The organism is Flavobacterium sp. TSSA_36 (genome assembly GCF_051547165.1).
Classification (GTDB): Bacteria; Bacteroidota; Bacteroidia; order Flavobacteriales; family Flavobacteriaceae; genus Flavobacterium.
This window is the reverse complement of the sequence record NZ_JBPTTP010000007.1, coordinates 84,546-100,916: the sequence shown is the minus strand read 5'-3', so window position 1 is coordinate 100,916 and position 16,371 is coordinate 84,546. Positions and strand designations below refer to the sequence as shown.

Annotated in this window: 13 protein-coding genes and 2 tRNA genes; 7 read left to right on the top strand and 8 right to left on the bottom strand. The window is 36.9% G+C overall.

Annotated elements, in window-relative coordinates; translation table 11 throughout:
• Window positions 1–1,032, top strand: a complete 1,032-nt coding sequence (locus tag ACSVH7_RS13165) for an iron chelate uptake ABC transporter family permease subunit (RefSeq protein ID WP_438067159.1) — start codon at window positions 1–3, stop codon at window positions 1,030–1,032.
• Complete coding sequence (locus ACSVH7_RS13160; protein WP_438067158.1) at window positions 1,032–1,817, top strand: ABC transporter ATP-binding protein; 786 nt, start codon at window positions 1,032–1,034, stop codon at window positions 1,815–1,817. The genes ACSVH7_RS13165 and ACSVH7_RS13160 overlap by 1 nt, the downstream gene beginning before the upstream one ends.
• A gap of 379 nt (window positions 1,818–2,196) precedes the next feature.
• Here the strand turns inward: ACSVH7_RS13160 and ACSVH7_RS13155 are convergent, their stop codons facing one another.
• Both ACSVH7_RS13155 and ACSVH7_RS13150 read right to left on the bottom strand, forming a co-directional pair.
• Window positions 2,197–2,661, bottom strand: coding sequence for a tRNA (cytidine(34)-2'-O)-methyltransferase (locus ACSVH7_RS13155; protein WP_438067157.1), 465 nt, complete (start codon window positions 2,659–2,661; stop codon window positions 2,197–2,199).
• A gap of 149 nt (window positions 2,662–2,810) precedes the next feature.
• On the bottom strand, window positions 2,811–3,386 hold the full coding sequence (locus ACSVH7_RS13150; RefSeq protein WP_438067156.1) for a pseudouridine synthase: 576 nt from the start codon (window positions 3,384–3,386) through the stop codon (window positions 2,811–2,813).
• A 228-nt stretch (window positions 3,387–3,614) separates the two neighbouring features.
• On the opposite strand from ACSVH7_RS13150, the gene ACSVH7_RS13145 reads away from it, so the two are divergent.
• The 3 genes from ACSVH7_RS13145 (at window position 3,615) to ACSVH7_RS13135 (ending at window position 11,833) form a co-directional block, all read left to right on the top strand.
• Window positions 3,615–4,268, top strand: a complete 654-nt coding sequence (locus ACSVH7_RS13145) for a phage tail protein (RefSeq protein ID WP_438067155.1) — start codon at window positions 3,615–3,617, stop codon at window positions 4,266–4,268.
• A gap of 69 nt (window positions 4,269–4,337) precedes the next feature.
• Window positions 4,338–10,844 (top strand): MBG domain-containing protein, encoded by a 6,507-nt coding sequence (locus ACSVH7_RS13140; RefSeq protein WP_438067154.1) that lies wholly within the window; start codon window positions 4,338–4,340, stop codon window positions 10,842–10,844.
• A 155-nt stretch (window positions 10,845–10,999) separates the two neighbouring features.
• The gene (locus tag ACSVH7_RS13135; protein ID WP_438067153.1) at window positions 11,000–11,833 is read left to right on the top strand and encodes a hypothetical protein; all 834 of its coding nucleotides are present in this window, start codon (window positions 11,000–11,002) and stop codon (window positions 11,831–11,833) included.
• 157 nt (window positions 11,834–11,990) lie between these two features.
• Here the strand turns inward: ACSVH7_RS13135 and ACSVH7_RS13130 are convergent.
• The 6 genes from ACSVH7_RS13130 to idi form a co-directional block, all read right to left on the bottom strand.
• Window positions 11,991–12,064, bottom strand: a tRNA-Thr gene (locus ACSVH7_RS13130).
• A 138-nt stretch (window positions 12,065–12,202) separates the two neighbouring features.
• A tRNA-Thr gene (locus ACSVH7_RS13125) sits at window positions 12,203–12,276 on the bottom strand.
• 78 nt (window positions 12,277–12,354) lie between these two features.
• Complete coding sequence (locus ACSVH7_RS13120; RefSeq protein WP_438067152.1) at window positions 12,355–12,621, bottom strand: hypothetical protein; 267 nt, start codon at window positions 12,619–12,621, stop codon at window positions 12,355–12,357.
• Between the two features lie 69 nt (window positions 12,622–12,690).
• Window positions 12,691–13,662 carry a type I phosphomannose isomerase catalytic subunit gene (locus ACSVH7_RS13115; protein ID WP_438067151.1) on the bottom strand — a complete coding sequence of 324 codons (972 nt, stop codon included), beginning with the start codon at window positions 13,660–13,662 and terminating at the stop codon, window positions 12,691–12,693.
• A 71-nt stretch (window positions 13,663–13,733) separates the two neighbouring features.
• Window positions 13,734–14,144 carry a 6-pyruvoyl trahydropterin synthase family protein gene (locus ACSVH7_RS13110; protein ID WP_438067150.1) on the bottom strand — a complete coding sequence of 137 codons (411 nt, stop codon included), beginning with the start codon at window positions 14,142–14,144 and terminating at the stop codon, window positions 13,734–13,736.
• A 30-nt stretch (window positions 14,145–14,174) separates the two neighbouring features.
• Window positions 14,175–14,702, bottom strand: a complete 528-nt coding sequence (gene idi / locus ACSVH7_RS13105) for an isopentenyl-diphosphate Delta-isomerase (protein WP_438067215.1) — start codon at window positions 14,700–14,702, stop codon at window positions 14,175–14,177.
• A gap of 521 nt (window positions 14,703–15,223) precedes the next feature.
• On the opposite strand from idi, the gene msrB reads away from it, so the two are divergent.
• Both msrB and msrA read left to right on the top strand, forming a co-directional pair.
• The gene (msrB, locus tag ACSVH7_RS13100) at window positions 15,224–15,673 is read left to right on the top strand and encodes a peptide-methionine (R)-S-oxide reductase MsrB (protein ID WP_438067149.1); all 450 of its coding nucleotides are present in this window, start codon (window positions 15,224–15,226) and stop codon (window positions 15,671–15,673) included.
• A gap of 74 nt (window positions 15,674–15,747) precedes the next feature.
• Window positions 15,748–16,371, top strand: a complete 624-nt coding sequence (msrA, locus tag ACSVH7_RS13095; RefSeq protein ID WP_438067148.1) for a peptide-methionine (S)-S-oxide reductase MsrA — start codon at window positions 15,748–15,750, stop codon at window positions 16,369–16,371.

The window sequence follows — 16,371 nt, the reverse complement described above, 5'->3', positions numbered from 1 at the left end:
TTGAGGTCTTCTCATAAACATAGTATTCTTTTTATTGCCTTAGGCATAGGATTGTTTGGGCTGTTTGTGAGCAATATTTGTTATGGCTCCATCGCTATTCCTGCTAAAGAAGTCTTGAAAAGTTTGCTAGGTCAACCCGCTTCCAAAGACACTTGGGAGTACATTATCTTGAATTATCGTTTACCCAAAGCGATTACGGCTGTATTGGTTGGTATGGGGCTATCGATGAGTGGTCTTTTGATGCAAACGTTGTTTAGAAACCCAATGGCTGGCCCCTATGTGTTGGGATTGAGTTCTGGAGCTAGTTTAGGGGTTGCTTTTGTGATTTTGGGTGCTGGTTTTATGCCTTCCTTTTTAATTCCCTTGTTGCTTTCCAACTATGGTATTGTTTTGGCTTCGACTATTGGAAGTAGCAGTGTTTTATTACTCGTACTCCTTGTATCCCAACGGTTACGAGATACTATGGCGATACTCATTATTGGCCTGATGTTTGGGAGCTTAACCTCGGCTATTGTAGGAACACTGACCTATTTTAGTTCGGCGGAGCAATTGCAAAAATTCACCTTCTGGTCATTGGGAAATTTAGGAAACTTATCTTGGGAATCGGTGTCGATTTTGAGTCTTTGTGTGGGAATTGGACTGATTCTAAGTGCCTTTAGCATCAAACCGCTTAATGCTTTGCTTTTGGGTGAAAACTACGCCAAGAGTATGGGGCTCAACTACAGCAAAGCGCGAATGATTATTATTTTTGCCACTAGTTTACTAGCCGGAAGCATTACCGCTTTTGCAGGTCCGATTGCCTTTGTTGGATTGGCGGTTCCTCATATTGCCAAATTGACTTTCCAAACCAGTAATCACCGCATTCTATTTTGGAGCACGCTCCTTTTTGGTGCAGGCATTATGTTGGTTTGCGATATATTTACTCAAGTACCTGGCACCGAAGTGAGTCTGCCCATTAATGCGGTGACTTCTATTTTAGGGGCTCCTGTGGTGATTTGGTTATTGGTTAGAAAACAAAAAATGATGGGCTAATGGAACACACTATCATCCTTCAAACCCAATCGATACGTATTGGTTATCACAACAAAAAAGTAAACACTCTTGTTGCTAAAGCCGTTTCTATAGCGCTAAAAAAAGGGAAACTAACTGCTTTGATTGGTGCGAATGGCATTGGAAAATCGACACTCTTAAAAACCATTACTGGAATTCAAACGCCTCTTGAGGGTGATGTTTTATTACACGGTAAAAACATAGCAACCTACAGCGCTTCCGATTTGTCACAAGAAATGAGTTTGGTTTTGACCGAAAAATTACCTCCAAGTAATTTGACGGTATATGAATTAGTCGCGTTAGGACGTCAGCCTTACACCAATTGGATTGGCACCTTAACCGAGGAAGATAAAATTCAGGTGAAAAGAGCCTTGTCACTTACTCAAATTAGTCATTTGGCCGATAAAAAGCATTACCAAATTAGTGATGGCCAATTGCAAAAAGTACTCATTGCACGCGCCTTAGCTCAGGATACGCCTTTGATTATTTTGGATGAACCCACGACGCACTTGGATTTGCTACACAAAGTTTCTTTATTGAAATTACTTAAAAAACTCACCTACGAAACGGGAAAATGTATTCTTTTCTCTACTCACGATATCGATATGGCGATTCAATTGAGCGATGAAATGATTATTATGACGCCTGAAACCGTAGTGCAAGACGAACCTTGTAATTTGATTGCAAAAGGAAGTTTCAACACGCTTTTTAAAGATGAGCATATTGTTTTTGATGCTGAAAAAGGGAAGTTTGTTATTAGTGGTTAACACAAAACTTGAAATAAAACATAAAAGTCATCGAAGTTTTTATGAATAGGAATGCTTATTTTGAACCATATAAGGCAAATAAGGGCATAGAAGCTTAGTTTTGAAATCTGTAGCTGAAAAAAATCAAACACAAAGATTCACAAAGTAGGCACGAAGCACACTAACAATTAAACAATTGCTATAAATCCGTTTTATCCGTGGCAAAAAAGTTTAACCGCTAAGTTCGCAAAGGGTTTACGAAAAGGACGCAAAGACAACTTAATAACTTTGTGTTACTTCGTGCCTACTTTGTGTTTCTTTGTGGTAAAAAAATTAACCGCTAAGTCCGCAAATAATACCAGCCTATAAAAACTGAACACTAACAGCTAAAAACTGCCAACTAAATTTTACCCACCGAAAGCTGTCTTCTTGCCTCACCCACTACAAAGGCAACAGAATTGGCAATATTGAAACTGCGAATCAGGGGTGACATTGGTATTTTTAATTGATTTTCTTTAGCGAACAAATCCAATACTTCTTGGCTCAAGCCTACGCTTTCTTTACCGAAAACCAGCCAATCTTCGTCTTGAAATTCGATATTCAAATAGGAATGCTCCGCGTGCGAACTCATCAAAAAGACTCTTGAAGTATCAGGCACCACCTTTAACCATTCGGCTACATTTTGGTATTCGGTCACCTCCAAATGTACCCAATAATCCAGTCCAGAACGTTTGAGGTTTTTGTCATTAATCACAAAACCAAACGGGTGAATTAAATGCAGACGGCTTTCTGTGCCAACACATAAGCGGCCAATGTTTCCGGTATTATTAGGAATTTCGGGTTCGACGAGTACAATGTTTAACATTTTTAAAATTTAGGATTTGGGATTTAGGATTTGGGATTCAGGATTTGGGATTTGGGATTCAGGATTTGGGATTTGGGATTTAGGATTTGAGATTTAGGATTTGAGATTTGGGATTTGAGATTTGGGATTTGGGATTTGAGATTTGGGATTTAGGATTTAGCTATTTCAAAACTCTTTACTTCACGTACTTCTCCGGCTTGTAAATTATTCAAATGTACATTTCCAATTCGAACGCGAACCAAACGCAAGGTTGGAAAACCAACAGCAGCCGTCATTTTGCGCACTTGACGAAATTTTCCCTCATTGACTATAATCGATGCCCACGAAGTGGGGCCGTGCCGTTCGTCTCTAATTTTCTTGCCACGTGGGCCAAAATTAGGGATTTCAGTCAAAATAAAGGCTTCGCAAGGCTTGGTCATATATTTGGTTCCGTTGAAACCTATTTCAACTCCCCTTTTAATCTGTTCAATAGCTTCGGGAGTGATTACACCATCCACTTGAACATAATATTCTTTATCCACTTTTTTGCTTCTAATTTGCTCACTGACTTTACCATCGGTAGTCAAGAGTAATAAGCCTTCTGAATCTTCATCTAGTCGACCGATTGCCATCGTGCCTTCTGGAAAATCGAAGAGCTCCCCTAGTAAACGTTTCTTTCGTTTGAGTTCATAAATAAATTGACTCAGATAGCCGTAAGGTTTGTGAAGAAGGAAATGGTGATGCATATTCAAGTATTAAACAACAAAGATACTTGGTTATCTTATTTTAAAAAAAACAAGTCAAAAAAAACTCCTTTTTCATGTCTTTTTACTCCTGTCTTATATCATTAAAAATCAATATTATAGCAAAATTTAATTTATTTATGTTTTTTTTAAATAACTTTATATCAAGCAATTAAAAAATACCTCAATTTCTACATTTTTAAATAATTATAAACCTAAAACTATACTATTATGGACGAAGAATTAATGGGAACTATCAAACTTTTTACAGGTAATTTTGCTCCAAGAGGATACTACACTTGCGAAGGGCAAACATTGTCAATTAGTCAAAATACCGCATTATTTAGTCTTTTGGGAACCACTTATGGTGGAGATGGGATAAGTACTTTTAAATTGCCTGATTTACGTGGTGCTTTCCCTACACAATGCGCTAACATTGGCGGTCCACATCCCGGAGGCAGTTATGTACTTGGAGAAACTGGTGGAGAACAGGCTGTGACCATTACAGTGGTAAATATGCCTCCTCATACACACAACATTGTAAAAGGCCCTGGAACTAACTTAAGTGGAAATGTAACCGTAAACACCACATTACAAGCCAGCACAGGTGATGGTGTTAGTCCAGCTCCTTCAGCAACTAATAATGCTCTAGGGAAAACGGTTGATACTAGCGGAGCTGGAGACCCTAATTTATATACTAATGCCGCACCAAATCAAAATATCGCTGGAATTAATTCAACAGTTAGTAATAATTTGAATTTTGACCCAACAGGCTTACAATTGACTCCTTGGGGTTCTGGACCAATGCCCTTGCCAACGGTACCCCCTTTTGTTGCTATACAATATATCATTTGTTATGAAGGAATTTACCCTTCTAGACCTTAATAATTTTAGATATAAATGGATTATTACAAAGTAGTCCATTTTTTTTCATATAATTCAAAACCAATAATTATGAGAAAAAAAATACTAGTACTTGGCTTTTTGCTGAGTTTTTTTGCTTCATTACAGTCCCAAACTACTTTATCTGCTGGTGATATTGCTATTATAGGGGTAAATTTTGACAGCTCTCCTAACTATGAATTGACCATTGTGACCCTTGTGCCTATTGCAGCAAATACCCAAATTTACATTAGTGATTATTGGTACAATGAAAGCACACCAAATAAGTTGACCAATGTTCAAGCTTCTACAGGTAATGCTTTGAATTCAGAAGGAGCAATTTTATGGACAACCAACGCCGCTATTCCAGCAGGTACTGTATATAAAATAAGTATCGTACAGGGAGGCAATTCGGTTACTGGCTTACCCGGCACCGTTTCTGTTACTGGATGGTCAACACCTACTGGTACTCCTTCAAGTATAGGAGGTGACAACTGGTTTATCTATCAAGGCACTAGTGTTACCGATGTTACCAATTTTGTTTTTCTTTGGGGAAATGGTTCTCCCAATTCTATAAACACTTTTACAGTAACTCCAGGTCAATTTGTTCCAAGTGGAAGCGGTAATCTAAGCAGTAATGGTGTCACTTACCTACCACCAAGTTTAACCTTAGGCACCTATGCGATTGCGTTAACAGTTGACCCGACACTCGCTCCTGGTGGTCTTCATGCCGATAACAATGTCTACAATGGTATAAGATCGGGTACAAAAGCAGCTATTCTTGCCGCAATTTGTAACAAAAGTAACTGGACTAAAAGTGAGACTACATTTTATGATATAAGCCCTGGGGGCACAAACTTCTCAGGCACTAATCCAATCTTCAATATAACAACACCAAATAACGCACCAACAAATATTACGCTGTCTGCTTCTGCCATTGATGAAAATATAGCTGCCAATTCAACTGTAGGTAGCTTGTCTTCTACGGATGCTGATTCAGGAAATACTTTTACCTATACTTTAGTGGCAGGTACTGGAAGTACTGACAATGCATCGTTCAATATTAGCGGTTCGAATTTAAGAATTAGCGCTAGTCCTGATTTTGAAACCAAGTCTTCCTATTCGGTTCGAATAAGAACCACTGACCAAGGAAGTTTAACTTTCGAAAAAGCATTCACTATCACTATTAATGATTTGAGTGATATAAATCAAGCACCAACAGATATTGCGCTGTCTGCTTCTGCCATTGATGAAAATGTGGTGGCTAACTCAACTGTGGGAGCACTTTCTTCAACCGATGTAGATAGCAGTTCGTTTACGTATTCTTTAGTAGCTGGAGCTGGAGATACCGATAATGCTTCATTTAGTATTTCAGGTTCTGATTTGAAAATTACTGCAAGTCCTGATTTTGAAACGAAAGATTCCTACTCTGTTCGCGTTCGAACTTTCGATGGAACTTCAACTTTTGAAAAAGCATTTACTATTTTCATTAATGATGTGAATGAAGCACCAACGGATATTACTTTGTCTGCTTCTACTATCAATGAAAATGTGCCGGCTAACTCAACTGTGGGAGCACTTTCTTCAACCGATGTAGATACTAGCGCTTTTACCTACTCGCTTGTAGCTGGAGCTGGGGATACTGATAATATTGCGTTTAGCATTTCAGGTTCTGATTTGAGAATTACTGCAAGTCCTAATTTTGAAACCAAGTCTTCCTACTCTGTTCGTGTTCGAACTTTCGATGGAACATCCACTTTCGAAAAAGCCTTTACTATTTCCATTAATGATGTGAATGAAGCGCCAACGGATATTACGTTGTCTGCTGCTGCCATTGATGAGAATGTAGCGGCTAATTCAACCGTGGGAGCACTTTCTACAACCGATGTAGATACTAGCGCTTTTACCTACTCGCTTGTAGCTGGTGCTGGGGATACTGATAATATTGCGTTTAGCATTTCAGGTTCTGATTTGAGAATTACTGCAAGTCCTAATTTTGAAACCAAGTCTTCCTACTCTGTTCGCGTTCGAACTTTCGATGGAACTTCAACTTTTGAAAAAGCATTTACTATTTTCATTAATGATGTGAATGAAGCACCAACGGATATTACTTTGTCTGCTTCTGCTATCAATGAAAATGTGCCGGCTAACTCAACTGTGGGAGCACTTTCTTCAACCGATGTAGATACTAGCGCTTTTACCTACTCGCTTGTAGCTGGAGCTGGGGATACTGATAATATTGCGTTTAGCATTTCAGGTTCTGATTTGAGAATTACTGCAAGTCCTAATTTTGAAACCAAGTCTTCCTACTCTGTTCGTGTTCGAACTTTCGATGGAACATCCACTTTCGAAAAAGCCTTTACTATTTCCATTAATGATGTGAATGAAGCGCCAACGGATATTACTTTGTCTGCTGCTGCCATTGATGAGAATGTAGCGGTTAATTCAACTGTAGGCAGCTTTTCTTCTACCGATGCTGATTCAGGAAATACTTTTACCTATACTTTAGTGGCAGGTACTGGAAGTACTGACAATGCATCGTTCAATATTAGCGGTTCGAATTTAAGAATTACCGCTAGCCCTGATTTTGAAACCAAATCATCCTATTCGGTTCGAATAAGAACCACTGACCAAGGAAGTTTAACTTTCGAAAAAGTATTCACTATCACTATTAATGATTTGAGTGATATAAATCAAGCGCCAACGGATATTTCGCTTTCTGCATCTGCCATTGATGAGAATGTAACGGCTAATTCAACTGTAGGAACTTTGTCTTCAACCGATGTAGATACTAGTGCGTTTACGTATTCTCTTGTGGCTGGAGCTGGAGATACTGATAATGCTTCTTTTTCAATTTCAGGTTCTGATTTGAAAATTACTGCAAGTCCAGATTTTGAAACCAAATCATCCTACTCTGTTCGTGTTCGAACTTTCGATGGAACTTCTACTTTTGAAAAAGCCTTTACTATTTCCATTAATGATATAAATGAAGCGCCAACGGATATTACGTTGTCTGCTTCTGCTATCAACGAAAATGTGGCGGCTAATTCAACCGTGGGAGCGCTTTCTACAACCGATGTAGATACTAGCACATTTACCTACTCACTTGTCGCTGGAACTGGAGACACTGATAATGCTGCGTATAGCATTTCAGGTTCTGATTTGAAAATTACTGCGAGTCCTGATTTTGAAACCAAATCATCCTACTCTGTTCGTGTTCGAACTTTCGATGGAACTTCTACTTTTGAAAAAGCCTTTACTATTTCCATTAATGATATAAATGAAGCGCCAACGGATATTTCGCTTTCTGCTGCTGCCATTGATGAAAATGTAGCGGCTAATTCAACTGTAGGTAGCTTCTCTTCTACCGATGCTGATTCAGGAAATACTTTTAACTATACTTTAGTGGCAGGTACCGGAAGTACTGACAATGCTTCTTTTTCAATTTTAGGTAGCGATTTAAGAATTACCACTAGCCCTGATTTTGAAACCAAGTCTTCCTACTCTGTTCGCGTTCAAACTTTCGATGGAACCTCTACTTTTGAAAAAGCCTTTACTATTTCCATTAATGATGTGAATGAAGCACCAACGGATATTACGTTGTCTGCTGCTGCTATTGATGAAAATGTGGCGGCTAATTCAATTGTAGGTAGCTTTTCTTCTACTGATGCTGATTCAGGAAATACTTTTACCTATACTTTAGTGGCAGGTACTGGAAGTACTGACAATGCATCGTTCAATATTAGTGGTTCGAATTTAAGAATTACCGCTAGCCCTGATTTTGAAACCAAATCATCCTATTCGGTTCGAATAAGAACCACTGATCAAGGAAGTTTAACTTTCGAAAAAGCCTTTACTATTTCTATTAATGATGTGAACGAAGCACCAACGGATATTGCGTTGTCTGCTTTAGTAATTAATGAGAGAGTAGCAACTAACTCGACTGTAGGAGCTTTTACTTCAACGGATTTCGATTCAGGAAATACATTTACTTATTCTCTTGTAAATGGACTTGGAGATGCAGACAATGCTTCATTTAGTATTAGTGGCGCTACTTTACTTATTGCTACTAGCCCTGATTTTGAAACGAAAGCTTCCTATTCCATTCGTGTTAAAGCTACGGATGAAAATGGTCTGTTTTTTGAAAAACAATTTACCATTACCATTAATGATGTATGTGAACTTGACGGTTCTCTAACATTGGCTAATGATACTCTAAATCCTACGCAAACCAATGTGTCTTGTAACGGTGGAACTAATGGTTCAGCTTCCGTTACTCCTCAGGCAGATGCTAGTGGATATACTTATTCTTGGTCGCCATCTGGTGGAACGGCTGCAACAGCTACTGGTCTTGCAGCTGGAAGTTATACCGTAACGATTACAGGTGCCAATTCTTGTACGACTACTCGAAACTTTATCATCACAGAACCAACGGCAATTAATTTCTCAACAACCATTTTGTCTGGTTATGATTATAATACAGGATATAGTCAAGCTATAGTAACTTCTGGAGGAACAGGATCTAAAACGTATGCTGTTACAGCAGGAAGTTTGCCTTCTGGTTTTTCGCTATCATCAGCTGGGCAGATAACGGGTATTTCAACTCAAATTGCTGATAGTAATTTTACAGTTACTGCTACTGATGCTAATAATTGTACTGCTACCTATGATTATGTGCTGAAATTAAATCAAATACCAATTACCGTAACTGCAACACCTTCTCAAACTAAAGTATATGGAGAGAGTGATTCTGTTTTAACTTATACAGTGTCACCAAGTTTACTTGCTGGAGATTCATTTACTGGAGCTTTAACAAGAGTTAGTGGTGAAGATATTGATAATTACACTATTAGTCAAGGTTCACTTTCAGCTGGATCCAAATATCTAATTACTTTCGTTGGCACTAACTTTACCATTACAGCAAAATCAATTATAGTAACTGCAACTCCATCACAAACGAAAATTTATGGAACAGCAGATCCTGTTTTTACTTATACAGTTTCACCAAACTTGGTAGGTAGTGATGCCTTTTCAGGATCTTTAACTAGAGTTGCGGGGGAAAATATAGGAACTTATACTATTAACCAAGGAAGTTTGAGTGCCGGATCAAATTATACGATTAGTTACGCAGATGCTAACTTTACTATTACGGCAAAACCAATTACGGTAACAGCAACTCCATCGCAAACTAAAGTTTACGGAGCAACAGATCCTATTTTTGGTTATACTGTTTCACCAAGTTTAGTAGGTAGTGATGCCTTTTCAGGAGCTTTAACTAGAGTTGCAGGAGAAAACACTGGAAACTATGCCATTACACAAGGAAACTTAAGTGCAGGTTCCAATTATACCATTACTTATGTGAGTAAGGATTTTGCTATAACCGCCAAACCCATTACAGTAACGGCAGATGCCTCACAAACTAAAGTATATGGAACTGCAAATCCAGTATACTCGTATACTGTCTCGCCAAGTTTAGTAAGTGGTGATTCTTTCACTGGAACTTTAACAAGAACAGCTGGAGAGAACATTGGAAACTATGCTATCACACAAGGAAATTTGAGTGCTGGATCTAATTATAACATTACTTATGTAAGCAAAGACTTTACTATTACAGCAAAACCTATCACAGTAACAGCAGATGCTTCCCAAACGAAAGTATATGGAACAACAGATCCTATTTTTGCTTATACGGTTTCTCCAAGTTTAGTAAATGGTGATTCTTTCACTGGAACTTTAACTAGAGCTGCGGGAGAGAACGTGGGTGTTTATGCTATAACACAAGGCTCCTTAAGTGCAGGTGGAAATTATACCATTATGTTCAATGGCGCGAATTTCACTATTACAAAAGCAGATCAGGTAATTACTTGGAATCAGACTTTGGGATTAGGTTGTAATGGAGAAACTAGTCTTGTTTTGACTGCTATTAGTACTAGTGGTTTAGCGGTAAATTATACCTCATCAAATACTACTATTGCTAGCTTATCAAATAATTCATTACTTTTCCAAAATTATGGGGCTGCAACTATAACAGCTTCGCAAACAGGCAATATGAATTACAATGCAGCTCCAAATGTGGTTTTACCGGTAGTAACTAGTCAACCTAACCTGATTAGAAAACAATTTGAAAATATTATATTCTTTGACAATAGTTCTAAGAGTTTTAAATCGTATAGCTGGTATAAAAATGGGGTTTTAGTTCCTAGCCAAACGTCACAATATTTCAAAGAAAGTAGTGCCTTGAATGGAACGTATTATGCTGTAGCAACAAAATTAGATGGAACATTAATTACAACCTGTCCATTAACTTTATCGCCAACAGTGGAAGAAGAATACATAAGAATTGTTCCAAACCCTGTTAGAAGTAATGCGAATTTCCAATTGATTACTAACGTTAGCTCAAGCAAATTACAAAATGCGCGTGTCGAACTTTTTAATTTAATAGGAAACTTGTTAACTACAATAAATACAAGTCAAAACACTATTGACATGATAGCTCCGAGTGTTGAGGGAATTTATATTGTAAAAATGACCTTAGCAAATGGCAAATATTTCACTAAAAACCTTTTAGTGAAATATTAAAATAATTTACCTAATAGGACATCCTCATTTTTAATAAATGGGGATGGATTATTCTAATAAAAAAAAAGAAATCGCCATTATAATCAGATTTGTTGCAAACACGAATAAGAAAAGGCGACACCATATATGACCACAAACAAATAACTTTTACATCTATGAAATTCAATAGTAAAAACATAATTGGAACTATAGCTTTTTTAATTTCTCAAGGAATAACTGCACAGTTTTATGTAGGTTTACAGTCGGGAATAGGAAATATTCAGAGTACTGTTGCTGGCACAAAAGAAGGTAATCGCCTTGGTGGAGCTGTAAAAGCAGGTTATATCTACTCTTTAAATACTAATTTTGGTATTGGTTCTGGTCTTGAATTTTCACAATACAAACAATACGTTTCTTTATCTCAGCCTACAGCCACGCTGGCAAATTTTGAAATTGATGCTTCTACATCAGCATTTGTCTACAATGTTACCACTAAGAATTATATGGAAAAGCAAACATTACACGCTTTGCAAATCCCTCTATTTGTGCAGTATAACACAAATATTGGCACAGGCATTGATTTTATCCTTAGAGCGGGTGCTAAATATTTTTTACCGGTAAACTATAAAATTAAAGCAACAGCCGATTACGTTAATGGTACCGCTTATTATCCTGATGTAAACCTGACTATTGTTAATTTACCAGAATATGGTTTTGGTGGTCAGGATAATTATTCTTCATCAGGAGAGTATAAAACTAAAGGCATTATAATGAGTTCTTTTGAGTTAGGATTTTCATTTGATATGGGAAGTAAGCATTCGTTATATGCGGCTATGTTTCTAGAAAATGGATATGGTACAATTTTAGACCAAAACAAGAATGAATCCTATATTAGTTATAACCCAACATCAATCTCTGACAGAAAACCTAATGGTTTGTATAGTACTGATAAAGATGCTAAAATTAAACCTGTAGCTTTTGGTGTAACGGTAGGATGGAATTTTAAATAAGTCTATTTTTTAAAAATAACACAGAAGGTCTTAACTCAATTAAGGCCTTTTTATTTGCAAAACATTCTCATCTCAAAATATTTATGCTTAATCCTTTATTTTATGTACACTTTCGTAAATAAAAAAACCACCTAATTTCTTAGGTGGTTTTACTGAGAGCCGGCGGAGGGACTCGAACCCACGACCTGCTGATTACAAATCAGCTGCTCTAGCCGACTGAGCTACGCTGGCGTCTTATTTCGGGTGCAAATATAATGACATAAATCATATATACAAAACAATTTTTATAAAGTTTTCAAAAAAAAATAACCCATTAAAAACTGGTCTAAATGAAAAAAACCATCTAATTGCTTAGATGGTTTTACTGAGAGCCGGCGGAGGGACTCGAACCCACGACCTGCTGATTACAAATCAGCTGCTCTAGCCGACTGAGCTACGCTGGCGTCTTATTTCGAGTGCAAATATAAGTCTGAATTTGAATTTTACAAAACAAATTCAGACTTTTTTTTACTTTTTTTGAATTACAATTCGTTGATTTTAGCAATCAATTGATTGGCAACTTGTTCCAACTCTACATTGATTTGTTTGAAATGAGATTTTTTATTTTCTACATTTTTTTGGTTCACTTTCACGATCAATGCATCAAAAGCAGCGATAGCTTCATCAATAAGAGCATTAGTCTCTTCTGTTGGTTTTCCTGTAGTAGTCAGTTCGTATAAATAAACTGCTTCAATAATATCTCCTAAAACGTAGTTGATGTCTTTTTTTAAATTCTTAACGTTTGCCATTTTTATTTAATTTATATAGTGTATTAAAATTTGCGTTTGCAAAAGTACATATAATCTTTTGAATACGAGCTATGAAATGTAAATTTCTAAAAGAGAAGCATTTCCGCTTAAGGTAAACAGCTGTAAGGCAGCAGGAATTAAGATGGTATCCCCGGTCTTATAAGCATGTTGCTCACCATTTGCTTCAATACTACAACTTCCTTCAACCACCATATAGACCGTAAATGAAGCTCCGTTTTTGTCCACCGCAACCTGTCCTTCTAAAGGAATAAAATTGGTGGTAAAATAAGGACAATCCACCATAACATTGGACTCATTTTTGATTTTAGTATACGATTGCTGCGTATCTACTTTTTGGTAATTGATGGCCTCTAAAGCCAAATCTACATGCAACTCTCTGCTGTTACCTTGTGCATCTTTTCGGTCAAAATCATACAAACGATAGGTAATATCAGAGGTTTGTTGAATTTCTGCAATAACTAAACCCGCACCAATAGCATGCACAGTACCCGTCTCCAAAAAGAAAACATCGCCTTTCTGTACTTCCTTGGTATCTAAAATTGACAACAATTCGTTGTTTTTCAATTTTTCAACATATTGCTCTGCATTCGAATCTTCTTTAAATCCAACAATCAATCTCGATTTTGGATCCGCTTGCATTACATACCACATTTCGGTTTTACCAAAAGAATTATGGCGTTCTTTGGCCAAAGCATCATTGGGATGCACTTGTATGGACAAATCTTCACGGGCATCCAAATACTTAAACAGCAAAGGAAATTGCGTTCCGAATTGCTGAAAAACTTTGGTTCCCAAAAAAGCTTCCGGCTGTTGCTCAAGCAAGGATGTTAAGGATTCCCCTTTCAAGGCTCCCTTAGCCACCACGCTAACATCACCTGTTACGGTAGATAATTCCCAACTTTCACCTGTAATTGGTGAGGGTATCGATTTATTTAAAAGTGTTTGTAGTTTTTCGCCTCCCCAAATGCGTTCTTTCAATATAGGGTCAAACTGTAGCGGATAGAAGTTGGTTTGTTTCATTTTTTAAATTCAAATAAGCCGTTTCAGGCCAAAATTATAGTAGTTTTTTGCTTAGTTTTTGTTTTACCGAATTAAGATCCGCTGTACGTCACAAAATTTCGGGGAGTCTCATAGAGCACCACTTCCAAATCCAATTCTTTCTTGATCTTAGCTCTAATTTTATTCCAAATAACCACCACAATATTTTCAGCGGTTGGATTTAACTGTTCGAATTCAGGCACATCCAAATTCAGATTTTTGTGATCCATTTGATCTTCTACTTCCGATTTAATAATGTCCGTCAAAAACTTCACATCCATTACATAGCCGGTTTCTGGATCAATTTCTCCGGTAACACTAACGATTAACTCGTAATTATGTCCGTGAAAATTAGGATTATTACATTTCCCAAATACCGCATCGTTTTGTTCAAAAGTCCAATCCTTTCGATATAAGCGATGGGCGGCGTTAAAATGGGCTTTTCTAGATATAGTGACTCTCATGGTGTATGGGGTTGTGTTTAAAGTATCTGATTACAGGGTATGCGCTTCTAAAAAATGGTAAAATTCATCAAAAATAATTTTAAACCAAACCGTGTAGCTTTCCGGATGCCACATCATATCCTCTTTAACGGCCTCGATTTTCATCCATTTCCAATCTTCCACTTCTTCAGGATTAATAACAGGATCTTCGTTGTAATACCCTACCATTACATGATCTAATTCATGTTCGGTCAAGCCATTATCAAAAGGGGCTTTATAAATAAAATGAAATAATTCTTTAATGTCAGCTTGAAAACCCATTTCTTCAAACAAGCGCCTGCTTCCTGCCTCAATATTCGTCTCGCCTTCCCGTTGATGACTACAACAAGTATTGGTCCATAACAAAGGAGAATGGTATTTGTGTCGCGCCCTTTGTTGCAGCATGATTTCCTTTTTATCATTCAAAATAAAAACAGAAAAGGCCCGATGCAAGATCGCTTTTTGATGCGCCTCTAATTTGGGCATTAGACCGATTGGTTCGTCTAACTCGTTTACTAAGATTACTTTTTCTTCTTCCATAATTACAATAGTGCTCAAAAGTACAAAATTGACAGTACAATCAAACACTTTAACATTGTCTTTATTTTTGTTGATCCTTGCCATCAACGGAAGTTCTTTTTGCTTTTTGACACACTTTTCACATCCTAACTTTTGTATCTTTACTAACAACAAAAACAACCTCAATCACATGAATATCAATTTTTTTAAAAGTATTTTCTTTTGAAAAAAATGGCATAAACTCTAATTTTAACTATATAATACCCGCCGTAAAATAAAGCATAAGCACCTATTTTTAGATATTTTATACATTAAGCTTGTTTGAATTTATTTTTAATTAATAAAACAAAAGTTAAATTTAACACAAAAAAGAAGCCTTGTAAAGCTTACGACAAATAAACATCAAAACTCCTTATACTTTTACATCAACCTATTAAGTACAACTAATGAAAAAACAACTCACCATACTCCTTTTACTGACTTGCCTGATGTTTCAGGCCTGCGCACAGACTACCACTTCAAAAACCTCAAAATCAACAAGTATGAAACCATCTCTTTCAAAACCAGAAAACCCTTATTATTCTAATACAGATACTAAAAAAGTAACGATTCCAAATTCTGAATGGAAAAAAATACTTTCACCCGATTTATACGCTGTGGCAAGAGAAGCTGATACAGAAAGAGCCTTCACAGGAACGATGTGGAATTCGGAAACCAAAGGCACCTATTACTGTGCTGCTTGTGGTAACTTACTTTTCAAATCCAATCAAAAATTTGTAAGTAGTTGTGGTTGGCCGAGTTTTTTCGAACAAGAAAACAAAGAGAGTATCACTTTCAAACCTGATAACTCCTATGGTATGCAGCGAATAGAAGCAAATTGTGGACGCTGTGATAGTCATTTGGGACACCTGTTTGATGACGGCCCTGCGCCAACGGGAAAACGCTATTGTATGAATGCTATTTCTTTAGATTTCGTTCCTGAAACTAATTAAATCAAAAAAAAAAAAAAAAAACAGTAGTTATACCATTTATAAACTGTTATTCATTTTAAAATTATTATTCAATTATGAAAAAGATACTTCTTTTTATGTTTTTGACAACCTCCATTGGTTTCGCTCAAAAAAAAGCAGTTCCACCCTCTCCTTCTTCCTCTTTAGACACTATTGTTTTGGCAGGAGGCTGTTATTGGTGTGTTGAAGCTGTTTACGAAAACCTTAAAGGAGTACAAAAAGTAGTCTCTGGATTTGCTGGAGGTACGGTAAAAAATCCTAGTTATGAGGCGGTTTCTTCAGGTACAACTGGCGCTGCTGAAGTGGTTCAAATTACTTTTAATAAAAATGAAACCAATTTGGATGAAATTTTCAAAGTGTTTTTTACCGTTCACGACCCAACTACATTGAATCGCCAAGGAGCTGATGTAGGAACACAGTACCGCTCAGCCATATTCTTCAAAGATGAAGCACAAAAAAAAGCAGGTCAACAAATCATACAAGCGCTGACCAAGGCAAAAGCTTTTGACCTTCCAATAGTAACTACACTAGAACCTCTTACTTCTTTTTACAAAGCCAAAGACAGTCATCAAGATTATTACGAAAAAAACCAATCTCAACCGTATTGCCAACTCGTGATACAACCCAAATTAGAGAAATTTGAGAAAGTTTTTAAAAACCGACTTAAATCAAAAAATTAA

Bases quoted from the DNA above. Each gene is read 5' to 3' on its own strand.
- ACSVH7_RS13160 (WP_438067158.1), top strand. From the start codon at position 1,032: ATGGAACACACTATCATCCTTCAAACCCAATCGATACGTATTGGTTAT.
- ACSVH7_RS13155 (WP_438067157.1), bottom strand. From the start codon at position 2,661: ATGTTAAACATTGTACTCGTCGAACCCGAAATTCCTAATAATACCGGA.
- ACSVH7_RS13150 (WP_438067156.1), bottom strand. From the start codon at position 3,386: ATGCATCACCATTTCCTTCTTCACAAACCTTACGGCTATCTGAGTCAA.
- ACSVH7_RS13145 (WP_438067155.1), top strand. From the start codon at position 3,615: ATGGACGAAGAATTAATGGGAACTATCAAACTTTTTACAGGTAATTTT.
- ACSVH7_RS13140 (WP_438067154.1), top strand. From the start codon at position 4,338: ATGAGAAAAAAAATACTAGTACTTGGCTTTTTGCTGAGTTTTTTTGCT.
- ACSVH7_RS13135 (WP_438067153.1), top strand. From the start codon at position 11,000: ATGAAATTCAATAGTAAAAACATAATTGGAACTATAGCTTTTTTAATT.
- ACSVH7_RS13120 (WP_438067152.1), bottom strand. From the start codon at position 12,621: ATGGCAAACGTTAAGAATTTAAAAAAAGACATCAACTACGTTTTAGGA.
- ACSVH7_RS13115 (WP_438067151.1), bottom strand. From the start codon at position 13,662: ATGAAACAAACCAACTTCTATCCGCTACAGTTTGACCCTATATTGAAA.
- ACSVH7_RS13110 (WP_438067150.1), bottom strand. From the start codon at position 14,144: ATGAGAGTCACTATATCTAGAAAAGCCCATTTTAACGCCGCCCATCGC.
- idi (WP_438067215.1), bottom strand. From the start codon at position 14,702: ATGGAAGAAGAAAAAGTAATCTTAGTAAACGAGTTAGACGAACCAATC.
- msrB (WP_438067149.1), top strand. From the start codon at position 15,224: ATGAAACCATCTCTTTCAAAACCAGAAAACCCTTATTATTCTAATACA.
- msrA (WP_438067148.1), top strand. From the start codon at position 15,748: ATGAAAAAGATACTTCTTTTTATGTTTTTGACAACCTCCATTGGTTTC.